Genomic DNA, 19,216 nt, shown 5'->3' with positions numbered 1-19,216 from the left:
AATGGGGAAATGGGGAAATGGGGAAATGGGGAATTTCAGCTAAAACCCTAAAACCCCAAAACCCTAACACCCCAAAACCCCAAAACCCCAAAACCCTAACACCCTAAAACCCCAAAACCCAACACCTGATAACTGTTCCCCATCCCCCAAATCCCCATCCCTCAAATCCCCATAAATAAGGTGTTAAAAAGAGATTAAGATAAGTTAAGATTTTGTCTCAAAAGTAGCCCCAAGCCCCAACCCTCCCATGTCTAGCCATCCCGACTCATCTGTATCTTTTGCCAGTGTCGATAAGCCTGAAGAAGCCTGTGGAGTTTTTGGACTCTATGCCCCCGAAGAAGAAGTAGCAAAACTGACCTATTTCGGACTCTATGCCCTGCAACACCGAGGACAGGAATCGGCAGGTATTGCCACCTACGACGGGGAAACGGTGCATTGTTACAAGGAAATGGGCTTAGTTTCCCAAGTTTTTAACGAAACTGTCCTTAAAACCTTGCCCGGTACTCACGCCGTCGGTCATACTCGTTACTCTACCACTGGTTCTAGCCGTCGCGCCAATGCCCAACCTGCTGTGATCGAAACCCGTTTGGGTAAACTTTCCTTAGCACATAACGGCAATTTAGTCAATACTTTTGAGTTAAGAAATGTATTAGAAAAGCGCGGTTGCGATCTCGTCACCACCACCGACTCGGAAATGATCGCCGTCGCTATCGGTCAGGAGGTGGATAGTGGCAAGGATTGGATAGAAGCGGCGATCGATGCCTTTAGCTATTGTAGCGGGGCTTATAGCCTTGTTATCGGCACACCGACGGGAATTATCGGGGCGCGGGATCCCAATGGTGTCAGACCCTTAGTAATTGGGGTTTTGCAAGAAGAAGGTAATCCCTCCCGTTATGTTTTGGCTTCGGAAACCTGCGGATTAGATATTATCGGGGCCGATTATCTGCGGGATGTGCAGCCGGGGGAATTAGTTTGGATTAGTGAAGATGGCTTATCTTCGGTGGATTGGGCCATTAAACCGGAGAAAAAATTATGCGTTTTCGAGATGATTTATTTTGCTCGTCCCGATAGCATTGTTCACGAGGAATCTTTATATACTTATCGGGTACGTTTGGGGGAACAATTAGCCAAAGAGTCGCCGGTAGAAGCAGATATGGTGATGGGAGTTCCCGATTCGGGTATTCCGGCTGCGATCGGATTTTCGCGCATTTCTGATATTCCCTACGCGGAAGGATTGATTAAAAATCGTTATGTGGGACGGACTTTTATTCAACCAACCCAACACATGAGAGAGTCGGGAATTAAGATGAAATTGAATCCTTTAAAGGATGTTTTACAGGGAAAAAGAGTTATTATTGTTGATGATTCGATCGTGCGGGGAACCACTAGCCGGAAATTAGTTAAAGCTTTACGCGATGCTGGAGCAAGAGAAGTTCACATGAGAATATCTTCACCTCCGGTGACTCATCCCTGTTTTTATGGCATTGATACGGACAACCAAGAGCAATTAATTGCGGCAACTAAATCGGTGGCGCAAATTCAGGCACAAATCGGGGTGGATAGTTTAGCTTATCTCAGTCAAGATGGAATGTTAACAGCAACGAAAGAAGATCCGAAAACCTTCTGTACTGCCTGTTTTAATGGCGATTATCCGATTCCTGTACCTGATAATGTTAAGCGATCGAAGTTGATCTTAGAAACAGTTAAATAGGGGTTGCTGAATAAATCTAAAAACCTTGCTGGGTAAGACTTTTAGACTTTTTATCAATCAAAAAGTACCAGAGATGGGAGTGATCGGGGGGAAAATTCAGGGACTTTTTCCCTGAAAATTAGGTAATTGACCAGGTGAAAATCGGTAAAACCCTACACCCCACACCCCACACCCCACACCCTGTCCCCACGAATAACTTTTTGCCGCAAACCCTAAATAGCCTCAAGGCTAAATCCTCTGAAAACAATCGGCAATTTCCTGGGGAGTTAAAAGAGAATTAGGATAACCGGAAAGTTGTCCTAATTTTTGTGCCAATAAAACTGCTTGGGGTGGAGTTAGATAGGTTTTGGCTAAGAGATCGGTTTGATGATAAGCTTGCCGGATTGGGGCATCTAAAAGGATAGTTCCTTGGCCCATGATAATTACTCTTTCGGCGTATTCTGGCATTAAATAGAGGTGATGGGTGATCACAATCACGGTTTTGCCCATCTGGTGTAATTGACGACTGACCTCTAAAATTGCCTTAGCCCCTTGGTAATCTTGGCCGGTGGTGGGTTCATCGAAAACAACTATACGCGGTTCCATGGCTAAAATTGCCGCAATCACTACCCGCGCTCGATCGCCTTTCGGCAAGGAGAGAGGATGATAGGAGCGATATTCTAGCAATCCCATGGCTTCTAGACTTGCTTCCGTGCGTTGGATAATGATTTCTGGAGAATAACCGAGATTAGTCAGGGCAAATGATACTTCTTTCTCCACAGTGGTGTTAAAAATCTGATTATCGGGATTTTGGGCTACATAACCGATCGATCGAGCTAAATCACTGACAGAAAAGCTAGCGATCGAACGTCCGTCAATCATAACTTGACCGGTGGTTGCCGAGAGAAGATTGAGAAAATGCTTGACTAAAGTGCTTTTTCCTGCGCCATTTTGACCGATAATCAGCAGATATTCCCCTTCGGCAATATCGAGGGACACATCCCGCAAAGCGGTAGTACCATCGGGATAGGTATGGCAGAGATTTTTTACCTTCAGTAGGGGGTTTAAGGGGTCAGAAACCGACGATAAGGGAGGTGTTGGGGTTATTTGATGATAAAAGGATTTAAGCTCGTTTAAACGGGCAAAACCGCGGTCGAGGGTGACAGGAATGGACTCGACCGCCCCGATTTTCTGCTCGATCAAAGCAAAAGTAGTGGCCACTTGCGGAGGACGCAGGGCATTTTCCTGTAAACGTTGTACTTGGGAGTAGATCTCTGCCGGGGTTCCCATGGCTTCGATCGCACCCTCCCTTAATAGTACCAGGCGATCGGCATATTCGGCCATTTCCTCGGCTGCGTGGGAGACCATCACAATTGTGACACCGAGATGGCGATTTAATTCCTTAATGGTGGCGAAAACTTCCTGGGATCCCACCGGATCCAGTTGGGAGGTGGGTTCATCGAGAATTAACAAAGCGGGCTGAACTGCGAGAGCGGCGGCGATCGCTAATCGTTGTTTTTGTCCTCCCGATAGTTCCCCCGGCGATTTTTTTTCCATTCCCTCTAACCGGACTGCCGCTAAAACTTTGGGAATACGCGCTTTAATTTCCTCTCGCGGTAGCCGTAAATTTTCTAGGGTAAAAGCGATTTCATTTTCTATGGAAGTGGCTAAAAGTTGCGTTTCGGGATCTTCAAATACTGCCCCCACATAGCGGGCCAAGGTGCTAACGGGATGGGTTAAAGTATCTAAACCAGCTACCGTTGCATAACCAAAAAAACGCCCTCCGTAAAATTGGGGGACAATACCGTTAAGAGTTAAACAGAGAGTAGTTTTTCCCGCACCTGTGGGCCCGATAATACCTAAAAATTCTCCTCGATGAATTGCTAAAGAGATATTTTTAAGCACTAGATTGGAGGATTCGGGATAAATATAGGAAACTTTCTCTAATTGGGCGATGATTTCCATTATCGGTGGGGAATAGAAGACGGGAGTGGGGTAGATAGGGAGATATTTTTCAGGGAAATGCGAGTTAGGGACGCTTCTATTTTCCGCTATTTCGATCGATGAACTCGATTATCACACAGGTGGCCGAGTACGCTGTCAATTTTAAAACTATCAGAAGATTTAAGCTAAGACGTATTTAAAGGCTGCATCTCATTTTTGTCAATCTACTGAGTTGGGATTTTTAAAGGGAAACTATCTTCTAAAATTGGTCATTGCTTCCGATTTTACCACTCAATCCAAGCCTTTGGGGGGTAGAACCCCCCAAACCCCGGAGCGCATTAGTTTTTCGGTGAGATGCTTACACGCAGCTGCTGATACATTTGTCATCATTTAAGAGTCACTGATAATTGCTGATTTTCGGTATTTCTGCAATTGTACCAGTTACCCTTCGCCCGTTCGCATAAAAACTTAATATTTCTACTCTTGACAAATTTGCTGTAAGGTGCTAAAAAAATCGGGGTAGGAAATGCCAGCTGCTTCAGCGCGATGGATAGTGGTGGGTTGACGGGAATTGAGGGCAGCGATCGCTAGACTCATGGCAATGCGATGATCGGTAAAACTGTCCACTTCCGCGCCTAATAGGCCCGTACCGCCGGTAATCTCTAAACCATCGGGTAATTCTGTTACTTTTGCCCCTAGGCGATCGAGTTGGGTGGCCATCACCGTCAGGCGATCGCTTTCCTTCACCCGTAATTCCTCGGCATCCTTGATAATTGTCGTTCCTTGGGCAAAAACCGCCGCTACTGCCAGAATGGGAATTTCATCGATCAGACGGGGTATAATCTCACCGGCGATCGTGGTTGCCTGTAGTGGACTGGATTTCACCCGCAGATCCGCCACTGGTTCCCCCGTCACCACCCGTTGATTTTCGAGGGTGATATCTGCTCCCATTGCCTGTAAAACCTGTAAAACTCCGGTTCTAGTCGGGTTTATTCCCACATTTTCGATTAATAACTCGGAATTAGGCACGATTGCTCCCGCTACCAACCAAAAAGCTGCCGAACTGATATCCCCGGGTACAATCACCGTTTGTCCGGTTAAAGTGGGATAACCCGTCACCGTGACGCTATTAGTCTCCCCATCCACCTCAATATTTGCCCCAAAAGCGCGCAGCATCCGTTCACTGTGATCGCGAGATAAAGCGGGTTCCGTGATCGTGGTTTTCCCCTCCGTTAACAGTCCTGCGAGGAGAAGACAGGATTTTACCTGTGCAGAAGCAACGGGAGAATAGTAGTGGATCGGTTGCAGAGATTCCCCAGAAACGGCCAAAGGAGCCAAAGAATTGGCTTTTCTGCCCCAAATTTGCGCCCCCATTTCCTTGAGGGGTTTCACCACCCTGGACATGGGACGCGATCGCAGGGAAGCATCACCGGTAACGACAAAAAAACGGTCCCGATGACCGGCCAATAATCCTAACATTAAGCGGATCGTCGTGCCGGAATTGCCCGCGTCGAGGATTTCTAAAGGTTCCTCAAGATTGCCTAAACCCCTACCTTTGACGATCACTTTCTCGCTGTTGAGTTGGGAAATTTCCACACCCATGGCACGAAAACAACTAGCGGTACTGCGGGGATCTTCGCCCAATAATAACCCATGAATAACGGTTTCTCCTTCGGCGATCGCTCCTAACATCAGGGAACGATGGGATATAGATTTATCGCCGGGGATGGTGATTTTTCCCCGTAATCCCGTGATTTTACCCGGATCGATGACTAAATCTTGATGGGATTGAAGGGGGTTAAGGGTGACAATAGACATGATCGTTAGGCAGATGAAGACAAGCTCGATCTATTTTCCCCCTTTACCTCGCCCTTTCCTTGTCAAGTTATGTAAAGAATATTAAGCTAGAGTGACAGTTGATTTTCCCAGTGTGACAGGAACGAGGGAAAGGACACAAAGATCGATCGCTCCCGTATTAGGTTAAACTTATCACACAAATAATAAGAGAGCCGCCGATTTTCCCCTAACCCTAGGATTTTTTACTAGAATGACTGCTATAGTCATTTTAGATAAGTCTGATACAATCTAGACCAGTTAAACCCTTATGAACTCTGGCCTTGATATTCGGCTCTCTTGGATTTGGTGGGTAAAATGTATTCTAAGATACAGTCCTGCTGGCGCGGGAGTGAAAGGAACCACTCCAGACACAGAGGACACAAAGATCGATCCTATGTAAGTTAAACTTATCACACATAACCTAGAAGAGCCGATATTCTCAATCTTAGTTGAAATGATTATAACTGATAACTGATAACTGATAACTGATAACTGATAACTGATAACTGATTATGTCTCGTCGTCAACTGTTGAGTTTTTTAATTGCAGTAATTCTGGCATTTTTTGCCTTTATTCCCGATGCTAACGCTTTAGGTGGCCCCCAACCCCCTTTAAATCAACCGGCACCCGATTTTACCCTACCGACTAACACGGGAGAAGGGAATATTTCCCTATCTGACTATCGGGGTAAATGGGTAGTTTTGTATTTTTATCCCAAGGATTTTACCCCCGGCTGTACCCTAGAAGCGCGACGTTTTCAGCAGGATTTGCCGAAGTATATGGCTAAAAATACGCAAGTTTTAGGGGTAAGTGCCGATGATGTCGATTCTCATGCGGAATTTTGTGACTCGGAGGGGTTAAAATTTCCCTTACTGGCAGATACTACCGGAGATGTTAGTAAAGCTTATGGTTCTTGGATGGGTTATGTTTCCCTGCGTCATACCTATCTTATCGATCCCGATGGGATTTTAAAAGAGATTTATTTAGGGGTAAATCCTGCCATTCACAGTGCCGAAGTTTTAGCACGTTTAGAGGAATTACAGGCGACTTCTTGAGATAATTGGTCTTGAATCTAGAAATTATCTTGATAAAAGCTATCTGCAGCCGATGAGATAAAAAAAATCCCGACCACGATTTTTTTATCGGTGGGGGATATAGATTAACAACCTTAACCGAGATAATCAGGACTAATTGCAATTATCGTCCTTATCACCCTTACAGTCACGGTTTTGTAAAATTAGCGGCCAAGAGGAACGGTCAAAATGGTTATCTTGACTATTAACCGCTAAAGTGTGAGGAATTGAACCTAACAGCAAGGAGGCCAGAACAAACAAGGTTAACGAGATTTTCATGGTTTTACTCCCTTAGACACCATCAGGTAATTGACCTATTTTTACCATAGGGCCTTCCCGCTCGGATGTCAGTCCCATTGCCAAGAGGGAAAAAGGGGTTAACATGGAAAAAAAGGGAATATAAGTAGAATAAAGTAGAACTGGATGAAACCACAGGGATGGGACGAGTTTCTTAAACATCTAGCTAGAGAATACGGTGTTCAAGGCAAATTAAAGGAGATTTTTTTGGTTCGTTTTGCCTATGAAAATTGGCGCAAACCGGATGAGGAAATTTGGGAAATGGCCGAGGCCGCCAGCCATGAAACCTATAAAAAACAAATGACTAAAATCTATAGCTATTTCTCGGCAGATAAAGATAATGGCTGTCCCGAACTAGAATTAGGTAGTAAAGGGCCGGGTAAGTTCCAAATCCTCCGAGAATGGTTCAAAGATATCAAATATCCCGAATGGAGAAATCAACCCGTCCCGATACTAGCAGAAAAATCAGTTATAGATAGTTATATTAGCCGCCCTCCCGTCGAAAGCGACTGTTATCAAGAAATTAATCGTCCGGGGTCACTCATTCGCATTAAATCCCCCGAAAAGACCGGTAAAACTTCTCTTCTTAAACATCTGCTCGCTCAGGCAGATAGTTGGGGACATAGCACAGTTTATATTAATTGTCAAGTGGCAGAAAAGGCGATGTTTGCCAGTTTAGACCGATTTTGTCGCTGGTTTTCGGCCAATGTTAGTCGAGAATTGGGTTTAAAGCCTCAATTAGATGAATATTGGGATGAGGAACTATTTGGCAGTTTAATCAGTTGTCAAACCTATTTTCAGTCCTATCTTTTGGAACAGATTAACGGGCCGCTCTTTTTGGCCCTAGATAATTTAGACAGAATTTTCGAGTATCCCGACATCGCTAGGGATTTTCTGCCGCTTTTGCGCTGTTGGCACGAAGAAGCTAATAATTTAGAAATCTGGCAGAATTTGCGGTTAGCGATTGCTAATTCCACGGAAATCTATATTCAATTGGACGCTAATCAATCTCCCTTTAATGTCGGTCGCGCGATTAAATTACCCGGTTTTAGCCTCGAACAACTGGAAAACTTGGCTAGTAGCTACGGATTGCCCAAAAATGACGATAATCAGCGTTTTATCGGGGATTTAATTGCTCTAGTCGCTGGTCATCCCTATCTTAGCCGTTTAGCCCTGGAAGCGCGGGTGCGCGGGGAAAAAAATATTCTCCCTAATGCTGCTACCCAAGGGGGAATTTATGCGGCACACCTGCGTCATCACTGGGATAATCTGCAAAAACAGCCGGAATTATTGACAGCGATGGGGGAAGTGGTTAATTCTTCCGATAAGGGAGTGCGATTAGAACCGATTACTGCCTATAAACTGGAAAGTATGGGTTTAATTCAGTTAAAAGGCGACCTAGCCCAGCCTAGCTGTCAATTATATCAACTTTACTTCCGAGAGGAACAGACCAGCAGCGATCTCTAGTAGATAATTATACTAAATCCGTTGAGTACAGGCTAGTTACGAGGAGAGGCACTCATGCAAAGGGGAATAAATAATCAGTTTTTAATAACCGGATTTACTATCACATTTGCAGAAATATCGACAATCAGCAATTATCAGTGACTCTTAAATTATTACAAATATATCAGCAGCCGCGTGTAAGCATCCCACCGAAAAGCTCATGCGCTCCGGGGTTCGGGGGAGGCGCTTCGTCCCCCGACGGGGGGTTTGGGGGGTAGAACCCCCCAAAAGCTTGGATTGAGGAATAAAATCGGAAGTAACGATCAATTTTGGCAGATAGTTTCCCTTTAAAAATTCCAACTTAGTAGATTTACAAAAATGAGATGCACCCGCTCAAAGATTGCTCAACTTGCTAAAGATTGTAGTTCGGAAGTGCCATAAACTCTCACGATTTTGTCTTGGCAGGCCGTGGCAATATAATTACCATCGGGACTAAAACAAACCGAATAGATTTTCTGGGGATGGGGAATAGAAATAATGGCTTTTCCTGCTTTTAAATCCCATAATTTTAGGCTTTTATCATCACCACCACTGGCTAATAGTTGATTATTAGGACTAACACTAACTGAATTGATATGATCACTATGTTCGCTGAGAGTTTTTACCTCTGTACCTCTTTTAATATCCCAGATTTTAATAGTTTTGTCTTTGCTGCCACTGGCTAAAAATTTGTTATTACTGCCGAAATCTACCGATAAAATACCTCCAAACCAATCGGAATGACCTTTTAAGGTAATACTGCTCTTTTCTCCCAGATTCCAAATAATTACCGTTCTGTCATTTTCGCCGCCACCACTGGCTAAAAGTTGACCATTTTGACTAAATTTAACTGTTAGGACTTTATCGCTATGACCTTGTAAAGTAGAAAGAATTTCTCCAGTTTTTACTGACCATATTTTCACCGTTTTATCTTCACTACCACTAGCAATAATTTCCCCATCGGGATGAACAGCTACTGCTGTAACTTTGTCTTGGTGTCCCGTTAAGGTAGAGATTAATTTTTTAGTTTCTAGTGACCAAATTCTTACGGTTTGATCATCTCCTCCACTAATCAAATATCCTTGACAGGGACTAAAAGCAACAGAGTTAACTCCCTTGTCCCACCAACCGGCTTTTTCATGTCCTTGTAAAATAAATTTTTGATTTTTTTGCCAATCCCAAACAATCACAGTTAACTCGTTATCTCCACTAGCCAAAAATTGACCATCTTGGGAAAAAGTTAGACATTTAACCTCACCTTCATGGCCTTCTAGGGATTTAAAAGATACTAAGGGATTAAACATAGTGAAAACATTAGTTAATCAAGATTTTTCGGCATTACCCGATGTTGGTTGTTCTGTAGGGGACTAAGCCATCCCTGAGATAACTTTTCAGAAATCTCCGCTCACCACAAGTACGGGGAAGCTATTCTTCCGTAATTATAACTAATTACAGCGTTTCTCGTCAAGGACATTCAGCTAATCTAAGGATAGGCGATTAAAATAGGTCTTAGCTTATAAGTACCCGTTGACAATCCTAGTCGTAGGGTGGGACAATAATCGAAAAAATTGCCCGATAAATTAAGTATTCACCGTAACCTAGCCCAAAAAGGCTGCTATTTAGGGGCGCTATAGGGTAACATTAACTATTAGGGTGGAGTTTATTGCCGATTTTAAGTACCTAAGCAAAATTGACAATTGAATCTGTAATTTTAAAAATATCTATCCCGTCAATCTCATCTAACCGCAAATGCTCAAAATTTTAGTTGATGGTACACCGATAAGACAAAATCCTAGTGGAATTGGATTATACGCTTATCATCTGATTGCCGAATTAGCTAAATTACAAAACCAAGAAAACTTTTCCCTGTCCCTCTGTTTTCAACCATCGGTAAAAAACTGGCTGCGGGGTAATCTTTCTATTCCCGAAAAACTGCAATCCTATCCAGAGGTTAAATGTTTACCAATTCCCGTCAGTCTTAGCAATATCTTAACCCGATTTCCTAATCCTCTAATTCCCTATCTAGAAAACTTTCTTGATTCTCCCGATATTCTCCACGGATTGGATCATGTGGTCTATCCTTGTCGTCAGAGTCGTAAAGTTATGACTATTCATGATGTTACTTTTATTAAATATCCTGAGTTTGTCACGGGGATTGTCAAAACCTACACCCAACGGATTAAACAATGTCTAAAATGGACAGATTTAGTTATTGCTAACTCCGCAAGTACCAAACGAGATATTATCGAATATTTAGATGTAACCCCAGAGAAAATTTTTGTTACTCCCCTCGCAAGTCGTTATTCTTCCCTCCCCAATTCTCCCTCATCTCTAACCATCACTAAACCCTATTTACTCTTTGTTAGTACCCTAGAACCACGAAAAAATATTATTAATCTTATCACTGCTTTTAACTATCTCAAGGACAGGTATAAATTAGACCATAATCTGATTCTGATTGGCAAAAAAGGATGGAAGTATGAACCAATTTTTGAGAAAATATCTCAGTCTCCCTTTCGAGATAGTATTCAACATCTTGATTATCTTGCTGATGACTTAGTTGCAGATTATTATCAAAAAGCCGATGTTTTTGTCTATCCTTCCTTTTATGAAGGTTTTGGATTACCGGTTTTAGAAGCGATGACTTTAGGTTGTCCTGTGGTAACTGCTAATACTGCATCCTTACCCGAAGTCACGGGAGACTCGGCAATATTAATTAATCCCGATAATTCCCTAGAAATTGCCGCAGCAATCTATCAGGTGATTAGTGATACCTCTCTCCGTCAAGAATTAATCACTAAAGGAAAAAAACAAGCGGCAAAATTCTCTTGGCAAAAAACCGCACAAGCTACTATAAAAGCTTATCGTTCTCTTTTATAATAAGTAAGTAGTTATAATTAAATTGAAGATGGATCCCCCCTTAATCCCCCCTTAATCCCCCCTTGATAAGGGGGGTGCTGATACCCCCTTAATCTTCCGTTGATAAGGGGGGTATTTGACAACTTTTAACACCTACCTACTTAACTAGCTAATATCTATGAATAAAAACCATCAATTATTAATCAATCTCGCTTTTCTCGGTACTAAATATACTGGGTTGACTACCTATACTAAAAATCTCATTCCTCAATTAGCTAACTTAAATCCTACCCTAATCACTTCTAATAGTTACCCAGATTTTAACACCTATACTGTGTCAGCAAACCTCACCCAAGAGCAGGGAACCAAAGGCAATATTAAGCGCTTAATTTGGACAGAAACCCAACTCTATCAAACCTATCAACAATTGAAGTCTTCCCTGCTATTTACCCCCATTCCCGAAGCACCTATTTATGGAAATTGCCGCTATATTGTCACAGTTCATGATTTAATTCCCCTGCGATTTCCGAAATTTTCTCCCCTAACTTTTTATAATAAATACTATTTACCCCAAGTCCTGAAAAAAGCCACACATATTATCGCTGTTTCCCAAGCAACGGCCGCCGATATTAATAAGTTTTTTAACATACCTATTGACAAAATAACCGTGATTCTTTCTGGATATGATTCTCATAATTTTCGCCCTCTAAATCTGGCGACTCGTCCCTATTTTCTCTATCTTGGTCGTTATGATCCTCATAAAAATCTCGGTCGTTTAATTACTGCTTTTTCCCAAATCGATCCCGAATATCAACTATTAATTGTCGGTCAATTTGACCCCCGTTTTACCCCGGCTCTGCAGCAACAGGTAGAAGCATTATCAATCTCTCAACGAGTGCAATTTTTAAACTATGTTTCCTATGAAGAATTGCCGCAACTTTTAAACCAAGCAACTGCTTTAGTTTATCCTTCCCTTTGGGAAGGTTTCGGATTACCTGTACTAGAAGCGATCGCCTGTGGAACTCCTGTAATTACTTCTAATCTTTCCTCTCTCCCAGAAGTAACAGGAGAGGCGGCAATTTTAATTAATCCCTATAGTATCGATGAGATGAGAGAGGCAATGCAGCAAATCGCTACTGATGAACAATTACGCCTAAAATTAAAGTCCCTCAGTCGTCAACGCGCCGAGCTTTTTAGTTGGGAAAAAACAGGCAAAGAAACCGCCACAATTCTGCAAAGTTTTCTATAAAAATGGTGACAAAAAAACTTATCAATTATTGCAGGATGGGTTAGACGGCACTAAGCATTAAAACCCAAGTATATGAAAGCAAAAACCTGTAATCTGCTGGGGAGATTCAGTGTTAATTCCTATATATTATTGTGCCATTCTTCGGGAATTTGAGCAACTTTCTCCTTACCATTAGGTTGATGAATAGGTTTTCCTAAAGGACGAATTTTGAGATTTCCTTGCAAATAAGCGGCGATTCTTTCCCTGGCAATTTTCACATATTCTGCTTCTTTTTCACTCCCCATCACTCGACGATTGTGCATAATACTAGCAATCAGAGAAGTTCCAACCCCAGCAAAGGGATCAAAAACCCAATCCCCCTCATTTGTCAAGGCTAAAACACATCTTTCTACTAATTCGATCGGATATTGACAAGGATGGATAGTTTTCTCTGGATGATTAGATTTAACGTTAGGAATATCCCACAGTAACTCATCCCATTCTTGTGCTAAAAACTCCCAAACATCGCTGGGATTTTTTCCTAAAGGATTACCAGAGGGTTTACCGATATTTTTACCTTTAAAATGGCGCTTACCAGGGTATTTAGCGGGGATTCTCACCGGATCAAGATTAAAGATATATTTATCGGTTTTTGTCAACCATAAAATAGTTTCATATCTGCCAGAAAATCTTTTAGAGGTATGTAATCCATGGCCAAAATGCCAGACAATTCTATTTCTTAAAAAGAAACCCATTTGTTTAAATAGCTGATAATAAAAAATATCTAAAGGATAAACTTCACCCTCTTGAACGAAATTTCCCACCTGCCAGCAAATACTGCCATTATCTTGCAAGATTCTAGAGAATTCTCGCATAATTTTGGTTTGGGTTTCCAGATAAGTATCCAAAGAGATTTTTCTTTCGTAGTCTTTTCCTAAATTGTAGGGAGGAGAAGTAATAATCAAGCTCACAGAATTATCTGGTATAGTCTTGATAAAATTATTGCTATCTCCTTGATAAAGAATTATTTCGGCATCAGGTTGATAAAAGTCTCGCACTGATTTTGATTGAGAAAATAAGGGCAACTGATTCATAGAAAATTTAGCAGAGAAGAGCCACTTTTAATTAGGGTTTGCTGAAAAAGTTTTTCCTGGGGGCAGGGTGTGGGGTTTTACCCATTTTACATCCAATATTCAAGAGAGCCAGTTTTTTCAAACAATTAATGTTATCTGTAGCCAGCAAAGATATAACAAAAATTCTACTTTTTTAGATAAAAATCGGGAAGAAAGTTTTAACTTTTTTCTATTCTTCCCTTAACTCAGATTAGCTCAAACCAGGGACGCATTCGCCTAATTCCACTGTAAAAGGTTGCCAAGGACGAGGATCAATTACTTTTGTCGGCAAGGCATGGGATGTTAATAATTCTTGAAAAGATTCGGGACTACCCTCGGCACTTAACACCGCCATCAATAAACCTTTAAACTCGATATCACCACCGGCAGCGGTGGAAATAATATATTCGGGCTGCAAGCGTTGACAGACTGCTAAGGCGCTTTCTTGTCCTTTGATTACCGGTCCGAGGAAAGGTATTTTTAAATCAATCAAAGGAGTGATAATCACGGAGATTTTACCCAGAGAATCGAGGCTAGGAGAATGATAACCGTGGGGTTCGTAGTAGATACTCTGATTTGTCGCTAATTCCTTGATAACATAACCATTTTCCACCAGAGTCGGCCCGACTGGAGAACCGGGGACAGCAGTAATTTCGATCGCATTGTCAAAGATATAACTAGCACCGTGGGTTAAAGGGATGAGATGGGTATAATTAAGCGCTCGAACGACTTTTTCGGCATTAGGAGAGGCCACCACGGGAATTTGGCGATCGAGTACCTGTAAAGTAGGAGGATGGGCGTGATCTTCCAAACCTTGGGAAAGAAGAATCAGATCGATATGTTCGGGAATGGCATGATTAGCGGTTTTTTTGCCCTCAAATAGCCAAGTTAAATTACCAAAAGTCAGGGAACCTACCAACCAAGGGTCGAGAAGCAGGCGTTTTCCCCCGATTTCGATTAACCAAGAATTACTATCAAGCCAAGTTAACTGCATATAAGCCGAGGAATAATGGGGATTTTCTTAATTTAATTTAACATTAGCATTAATTTTTCTGGGGAGAGGGAAGTGGGGAATTGGGGAAGTGGGGAAGTGGGGAAGTGGGGAAGTGGGGAAGTGGGGAAGTGGGGAATTCAACTAAAACCCGAAAACCCCAACACCCTAAAACCCCATCTCCTGCCTCCTGCCTCCTGCCTCCTGACTCCTGACTCCTGCCTCCTGACTCCTGATTAGTCAAGGCTTAAGAAATAGGGAAAGTTTAGCTATCCTAGGGAAAGTAGGCGCTAAAAGGGGAAGAAGAACGCATCAGCCGAGACTGAATTTCTATGACTAAACGTACCTTCGGTGTTATCGGACTAGCTGTCATGGGAGAAAATCTCGCTCTCAATGTGGAGAGTCGGGGTTTTCCCATCGCTGTTTACAATCGCACCGCCAGCAAAACTAAAGAATTTATGGAAACTCGCGCCGTCGGCAAAGATGTCAAGGCGGCCTATAGTTTAGAAGAATTCGTCCAAATTTTAGAGCGTCCCCGCAAAATTCTGGTCATGGTAAAAGCTGGCCCGCCGGTGGATGCCGTGATTGAACAATTAAAACCCCTTCTCGAAGAAGGAGATATGATTATCGATGGCGGTAACTCCCTCTACGAGGACACGGAAAGACGCACCCGCGACCTAGAATCGACCACTAAACTGGGTTTTGTTGGGATGGGAGTCAGTGGTGGCGAAGAAGGCGCTCTGCACGGTCCTTCCCTGATGCCGGGGGGTACAGAGTTCGCCTATCGGGAATTAGAGCCGATTTTAACCAAAATTGCCGCCCAAGTCGATGATGGTCCCTGTGTCACCTATGTGGGGTCCGGGGGTGCGGGCCATTATGTGAAAATGGTTCACAATGGCATCGAGTACGGCGATATGCAGTTAATTGCCGAGGCCTACGACGTGCTGAAAAATGGTCTAGGACTAAGCAATCAGCAGTTACAGGAAACTTTCGCCGAGTGGAATCGCACCGATGAGCTTAATTCTTATTTAATTGAAATTACCGCCGATATCTTTAAGTATGTTGACCCGGAAACCGGCCATCATCTGGTAGATTTAATCTTGGATTCGGCGGGACAAAAGGGAACAGGACGCTGGACAGTGTTAAGTTCCTTAGAGTTGGGGGTGCCAATTCCGACCATTTATGCTGCGGTTAATGCTCGCGTGATGTCCGCTTATAAGGATGAACGGGTGGCAGCCTCAAAAGAGTTACCCGGACCCGGGGAAACCTATCCGGGGGATGCGGCACTATTTGTGGATAAGGTGCGTGATGCCCTTTACTGCTCGAAAATGTGTTCCTATGCCCAGGGTATGGCTTTAATCGCTAAAGCTTCTCAGGAGTTTAACTATAATATCAGTCTGCCGGAATCGGCCCGGATCTGGAAGGGCGGCTGTATTATTCGCGCCGGTTTCTTGGATAAAATTCGCAAGGCTTTTGCGGAAAATCCGGGGCTGCCGAATTTGTTGTTAGCGCCGGAATTTAAGCAAAGTATCCTCGATCGCCAAGAAGCATGGCGTGAGGTGTTAGTCTTGGCTAATAAGTTGGGAATTCCCGTCCCGGCTTTTAGTTCTTCTTTGGACTATTTTGATAGTTATCGTCGGGCCAATTTACCGCAAAATCTCACCCAAGCACAACGGGATTATTTTGGCGCTCATACCTATGAACGTACCGATAAACCCAGAGGTGAGTTTTTCCATACGGAATGGATGACTGAATCCTAAAGCTATCTAATATTTTCTCCCCTTTTTACTGGAAATAAAAAGGGGAGATTTTTTGGCGAGGTTTTTCTGATTAAGAGTTAACTATCGGTCAAGTAATACTAAATCCGTTGAGTAACGCACAGAAAACGGGTTTCTCCGAGAAACCCGTTTTCTACTCATGCAAAAGGCAAAAAATGGGAATAAATAATCAGTTTTTAATACCCGGATTTAGTATTAGAAGTTGCCAACGAAAGCCAAAAACCAGATCCTATTTCCTAGGAAAGTGGGGAGCAGAGAGAAAAAAACCTTAACCGAGCAGTATTGACTCTCCCCTCATCACCCCGACAATTTGTCGGTCTAACTGTTCTAAATTTTCCGCCGGTTCAAGGCAGCATAACCCTTGACAAATTAACCCAAATGTGCTAGGTGGCAAACTGGCATCGACTCGATACACCGCAGTGGGCAAATAGCGACCTAACAGCCGTTCGATCGAGCTTTCCGCGGCACGCAGACAGAAACCGTGAAGATAGTGATCGAGGGCAACAAATAAACTGGGGCAAGCGGTGGGGGACTGTTCTAGGATGGTACTAAAAGATTGCAAGGCCTTTTCGGCCCGATCGAGATATTCTAGATTTTCCGTCAATCGCGACAGACGAACTAAATTAGCGATCGCAATTCCGTTAGCCGAAGGGGTGGCATTGTCCGTATAACCTCGCTCTCGCACGATCAGATCGAGACTATGATCGGACGCAGTATTAAAATATCCCCCCTCATCCTCGGCCCAAAACCAGCGATCGAATTCCCCCTGTAGATCGATAGCCGCCTCTAACCAGGCAGTTTCTTGGGGTTTAGCGGTTTGCAAGTCCAGTAAAGCCTTAATAAAATAGGCAAAATCCTCCGATTGGGCTAAAACCGAGGCCTGACCCTGATAATTCAAGCGCTGAAAACGTCCATCTAACCACTGATGCTTGAGAATAAACTCGGCCGCGACCGTAGCCATTTGCCAGTACAAAGGTTCGCCAAAGACGGCAAAGGCCCGGGCTAAACCGGAAATCATCAAACTATTCCAAGCGACGATCATTTTCGTATCCGTTACCGCCGGAATTCGTCCCGGCCAAGAGACGGTTTTCGCCTCCTGATTGTCTCTGGCCGGGGGAAAAAGAGCTAATTGAGCCTGAGAACTGCCATAACGCCGAATAAATAACTTATCGAGGATATTTTCTATCTCCCTCGATAATTCTCCTCCTTGCCGACGTTGCAGCACATTGCGACCCTCAAAATTCCCCTCGGCAGTGACGGTAAAATTAGCCTGCAGCAGCCCCAATTCCTCAGTCGAGAGATAATCCCTTAACTCCAGATCCGACCAGACATAAAAGGCCCCTTCCTCCGGTTCCCCATCCGTGGCCTTCTCAAAACTATCGGCATCTTGGGCCGCATAAAAATAACCTTCTGGGGCGGTCATTTCCCGTTTTAGCCAGTTAACCGTGCCTTTAATCCCTCTCTCAAAGGCCGCCTCTCGATTACCCGCACTCCACAAATTGGCTAAATATTCGACAATTTGCCCGTTATCGTAGAGCATTTTTTCAAAATGGGGAACTGTCCACGTCGAATCCACTGTATAACGATGGAATCCTCCCCCCACATGGTCATAGATTCCCCCCAGGGCCAGATCTTCCCCCCGTTGATAGGCCGTTTGTCGGAGGGAATCCTCAAAATCGTCACCAAAGCGACTGCCCTGCAAAGCCAGATTAGCATAGGGAATCATCGGAAAACTGGGCCGACCGTAGTTATTGGGATTAACCCGAATCACCGCTGTATTTGTCTCGATTCCTGTGGCTAAAAGGGAAGGTTCGGCTAAATTGGTCTCTGCTCGCGGTAAAATGGCCGATTGACGCAGTGCGCCCAGCATTTCGGCCGTGAATTTGCTTAATTTTTCCTTTTCCTCGTCATAATAGCGACGTACAGATTGCAACACTTGCAGAAAACCAGGCCGGTTAAAGCGCGGTTGCACGGGAAAATAGGTGCCACCATAGAAGGGAATTAAACTATCGGGTGTTAGGAAGACATTCAGAGGCCAACCCCCTTGACCGACCATCATCTGCAATGCTTGCATATAGATGCTATCGATGTCCGGTCTTTCCTCGCGATCAACTTTGATCGGCAAAAAATACTGATTGAGATAATCGGCAATGGCCCGATCGGAAAACGCTTCTCCTTCCATAACCGTACACCAATGACAGCTAGAATAACCGATCGAGAGAAAGATCGGTTTATCTTCTCTCCTGGCAATTTCTAGGGCGCTGTCACACCAATACCACCAATCGATCGGGTTTTCGGCGTGTTTTCGCAGATAAAGACTTTCAGATTCAGCCAGATGATTAGCCATGGGAAAAGGGGGATTTTTGCTCTTGCTGCTTATCGAAAATTTGGGTTTAAAACCCCGTCGTTTCACGACGGCTTTTCTTGATCTTTAATATAACACTTAAGAACTTCCAGTGGCGCACCTCTCAGTTATCAGTTATCAGTTATCAGTGGGTAAGTTATCAGTTATCAGTTATCAGTTATCAGTCGGTAAGTTATCAGTTATCAGATGTGAGTTTTTAAGTGTGCAGTATTAAATAGAATTTTCCCACTGTCTTTTTACTGTTTACTGATCACTGATTATAGAGTGTCTTTCTTTTCGTAGATGACTTGACATTATTGATAGACCTAGTTAAAATAGGGTACAGACAGACACATTTTAACTCAATCAAAGCAAGGTGTCAATATCGCCTTTACCCAACCAACAAACAAAAGAGGCTTTTGTCTCAGTTGTTCGGGTGTGTGCGTGTTGTCTGGAACGATACTTTAGCTTACTGTCAAGAACTGTATCGACAAGGAGAGAAAAAGCCGAAATATACAGAGTTGTCTAGAAGACTAACTCAGATAAAAAAAACAGAAAAAAAACAGTGGTTGACTGAAG

14 protein-coding genes are annotated in these 19,216 nt (G+C 43.4%); 7 read left to right on the top strand and 7 right to left on the bottom strand.

The annotated features are described in order from the left end of the window. Positions 1-247: 247 nt before the first annotated feature. On the top strand, positions 248-1,711 hold the full coding sequence (gene purF / locus IM496_RS04595) for an amidophosphoribosyltransferase (RefSeq protein WP_104397297.1): 1,464 nt from the start codon (positions 248-250) through the stop codon (positions 1,709-1,711). A gap of 228 nt (positions 1,712-1,939) precedes the next feature. Here the strand turns inward: purF and IM496_RS04590 are convergent, their stop codons facing one another. Next, positions 1,940-3,655 carry an ABC transporter ATP-binding protein gene (locus tag IM496_RS04590; RefSeq protein ID WP_194013411.1) on the bottom strand — a complete coding sequence of 572 codons (1,716 nt, stop codon included), beginning with the start codon at positions 3,653-3,655 and terminating at the stop codon, positions 1,940-1,942. A gap of 456 nt (positions 3,656-4,111) precedes the next feature. Further along, positions 4,112-5,452 carry a 3-phosphoshikimate 1-carboxyvinyltransferase gene (gene aroA / locus IM496_RS04585; RefSeq protein ID WP_194013413.1) on the bottom strand — a complete coding sequence of 447 codons (1,341 nt, stop codon included), beginning with the start codon at positions 5,450-5,452 and terminating at the stop codon, positions 4,112-4,114. 530 nt (positions 5,453-5,982) lie between these two features. Here aroA and IM496_RS04580 point away from each other — a divergent pair. Beyond that, complete coding sequence (locus IM496_RS04580) at positions 5,983-6,525, top strand: peroxiredoxin (protein ID WP_002766273.1); 543 nt, start codon at positions 5,983-5,985, stop codon at positions 6,523-6,525. A gap of 132 nt (positions 6,526-6,657) precedes the next feature. Here the strand turns inward: IM496_RS04580 and IM496_RS04575 are convergent, their stop codons facing one another. Further along, positions 6,658-6,822: a hypothetical protein gene (locus IM496_RS04575; protein WP_008197316.1), complete on the bottom strand. Its 165-nt coding sequence runs from the start codon at positions 6,820-6,822 to the stop codon at positions 6,658-6,660. 144 nt (positions 6,823-6,966) lie between these two features. On the opposite strand from IM496_RS04575, the gene IM496_RS04570 reads away from it, so the two are divergent. Further along, positions 6,967-8,307, top strand: a complete 1,341-nt coding sequence (locus tag IM496_RS04570) for an AAA-like domain-containing protein (protein ID WP_194013415.1) — start codon at positions 6,967-6,969, stop codon at positions 8,305-8,307. Between the two features lie 383 nt (positions 8,308-8,690). On the opposite strand, the gene IM496_RS04565 is transcribed toward IM496_RS04570, so the two are convergent. Then, positions 8,691-9,629, bottom strand: a complete 939-nt coding sequence (locus IM496_RS04565) for a WD40 repeat domain-containing protein (protein WP_110545667.1) — start codon at positions 9,627-9,629, stop codon at positions 8,691-8,693. Positions 9,630-10,074: 445 nt separating this feature from the next. Here IM496_RS04565 and IM496_RS04560 point away from each other — a divergent pair, with 445 nt between their 5' ends. Then, entirely contained in the window at positions 10,075-11,205 is a 1,131-nt protein-coding gene (locus IM496_RS04560) for a glycosyltransferase family 4 protein (RefSeq protein WP_287661351.1), read from the top strand. 157 nt (positions 11,206-11,362) lie between these two features. Continuing rightward, entirely contained in the window at positions 11,363-12,433 is a 1,071-nt protein-coding gene (locus tag IM496_RS04555; RefSeq protein ID WP_287661350.1) for a glycosyltransferase family 4 protein, read from the top strand. 119 nt (positions 12,434-12,552) lie between these two features. Here the strand turns inward: IM496_RS04555 and IM496_RS04550 are convergent, their stop codons facing one another. Both IM496_RS04550 and IM496_RS04545 read right to left on the bottom strand, forming a co-directional pair. Continuing rightward, a complete protein-coding gene (locus IM496_RS04550) occupies positions 12,553-13,506 on the bottom strand; it encodes a DNA-methyltransferase (RefSeq protein WP_287661349.1) in 954 nt (317 codons plus the stop codon). A 229-nt stretch (positions 13,507-13,735) separates the two neighbouring features. Then, entirely contained in the window at positions 13,736-14,518 is a 783-nt protein-coding gene (locus tag IM496_RS04545) for an MBL fold metallo-hydrolase (protein WP_287661348.1), read from the bottom strand. Between the two features lie 329 nt (positions 14,519-14,847). Here IM496_RS04545 and gnd point away from each other — a divergent pair, with 329 nt between their 5' ends. Then, entirely contained in the window at positions 14,848-16,275 is a 1,428-nt protein-coding gene (gene gnd / locus IM496_RS04540; protein WP_016515095.1) for a decarboxylating NADP(+)-dependent phosphogluconate dehydrogenase, read from the top strand. 286 nt (positions 16,276-16,561) lie between these two features. Here the strand turns inward: gnd and IM496_RS04535 are convergent, their stop codons facing one another. Then, positions 16,562-18,640, bottom strand: coding sequence for a thioredoxin domain-containing protein (locus IM496_RS04535; protein ID WP_287661347.1), 2,079 nt, complete (start codon positions 18,638-18,640; stop codon positions 16,562-16,564). A gap of 362 nt (positions 18,641-19,002) precedes the next feature. Here IM496_RS04535 and IM496_RS04530 point away from each other — a divergent pair. Next, positions 19,003-19,216, top strand: a 214-nt coding sequence (locus IM496_RS04530) for a helix-turn-helix domain-containing protein (protein WP_287661373.1), incomplete at its 3' end; no start/stop codon positions are given.

The sequence above is a fragment of the Microcystis sp. M049S2 genome, from assembly GCF_020245625.1.
GTDB classification, from domain to species: Bacteria; Cyanobacteriota; Cyanobacteriia; order Cyanobacteriales; family Microcystaceae; genus Microcystis; species Microcystis ichthyoblabe_A.
The sequence above is the reverse complement of the archived record's forward strand: the minus strand, read 5'-3'. Positions and strand labels throughout refer to the sequence as shown.

Excerpts from the sequence above, each read along its gene's own strand:
- purF (WP_104397297.1), top strand. The coding sequence starts at position 248 with ATGTCTAGCCATCCCGACTCATCTGTATCTTTTGCCAGTGTCGATAAG.
- IM496_RS04590 (WP_194013411.1), bottom strand. The coding sequence starts at position 3,655 with ATGGAAATCATCGCCCAATTAGAGAAAGTTTCCTATATTTATCCCGAA.
- aroA (WP_194013413.1), bottom strand. The coding sequence starts at position 5,452 with ATGTCTATTGTCACCCTTAACCCCCTTCAATCCCATCAAGATTTAGTC.
- IM496_RS04580 (WP_002766273.1), top strand. The coding sequence starts at position 5,983 with ATGTCTCGTCGTCAACTGTTGAGTTTTTTAATTGCAGTAATTCTGGCA.
- IM496_RS04575 (WP_008197316.1), bottom strand. The coding sequence starts at position 6,822 with ATGAAAATCTCGTTAACCTTGTTTGTTCTGGCCTCCTTGCTGTTAGGT.
- IM496_RS04570 (WP_194013415.1), top strand. The coding sequence starts at position 6,967 with ATGAAACCACAGGGATGGGACGAGTTTCTTAAACATCTAGCTAGAGAA.
- IM496_RS04565 (WP_110545667.1), bottom strand. The coding sequence starts at position 9,629 with ATGTTTAATCCCTTAGTATCTTTTAAATCCCTAGAAGGCCATGAAGGT.
- IM496_RS04560 (WP_287661351.1), top strand. The coding sequence starts at position 10,075 with ATGCTCAAAATTTTAGTTGATGGTACACCGATAAGACAAAATCCTAGT.
- IM496_RS04555 (WP_287661350.1), top strand. The coding sequence starts at position 11,363 with ATGAATAAAAACCATCAATTATTAATCAATCTCGCTTTTCTCGGTACT.
- IM496_RS04550 (WP_287661349.1), bottom strand. The coding sequence starts at position 13,506 with ATGAATCAGTTGCCCTTATTTTCTCAATCAAAATCAGTGCGAGACTTT.
- IM496_RS04545 (WP_287661348.1), bottom strand. The coding sequence starts at position 14,518 with ATGCAGTTAACTTGGCTTGATAGTAATTCTTGGTTAATCGAAATCGGG.
- gnd (WP_016515095.1), top strand. The coding sequence starts at position 14,848 with ATGACTAAACGTACCTTCGGTGTTATCGGACTAGCTGTCATGGGAGAA.
- IM496_RS04535 (WP_287661347.1), bottom strand. The coding sequence starts at position 18,640 with ATGGCTAATCATCTGGCTGAATCTGAAAGTCTTTATCTGCGAAAACAC.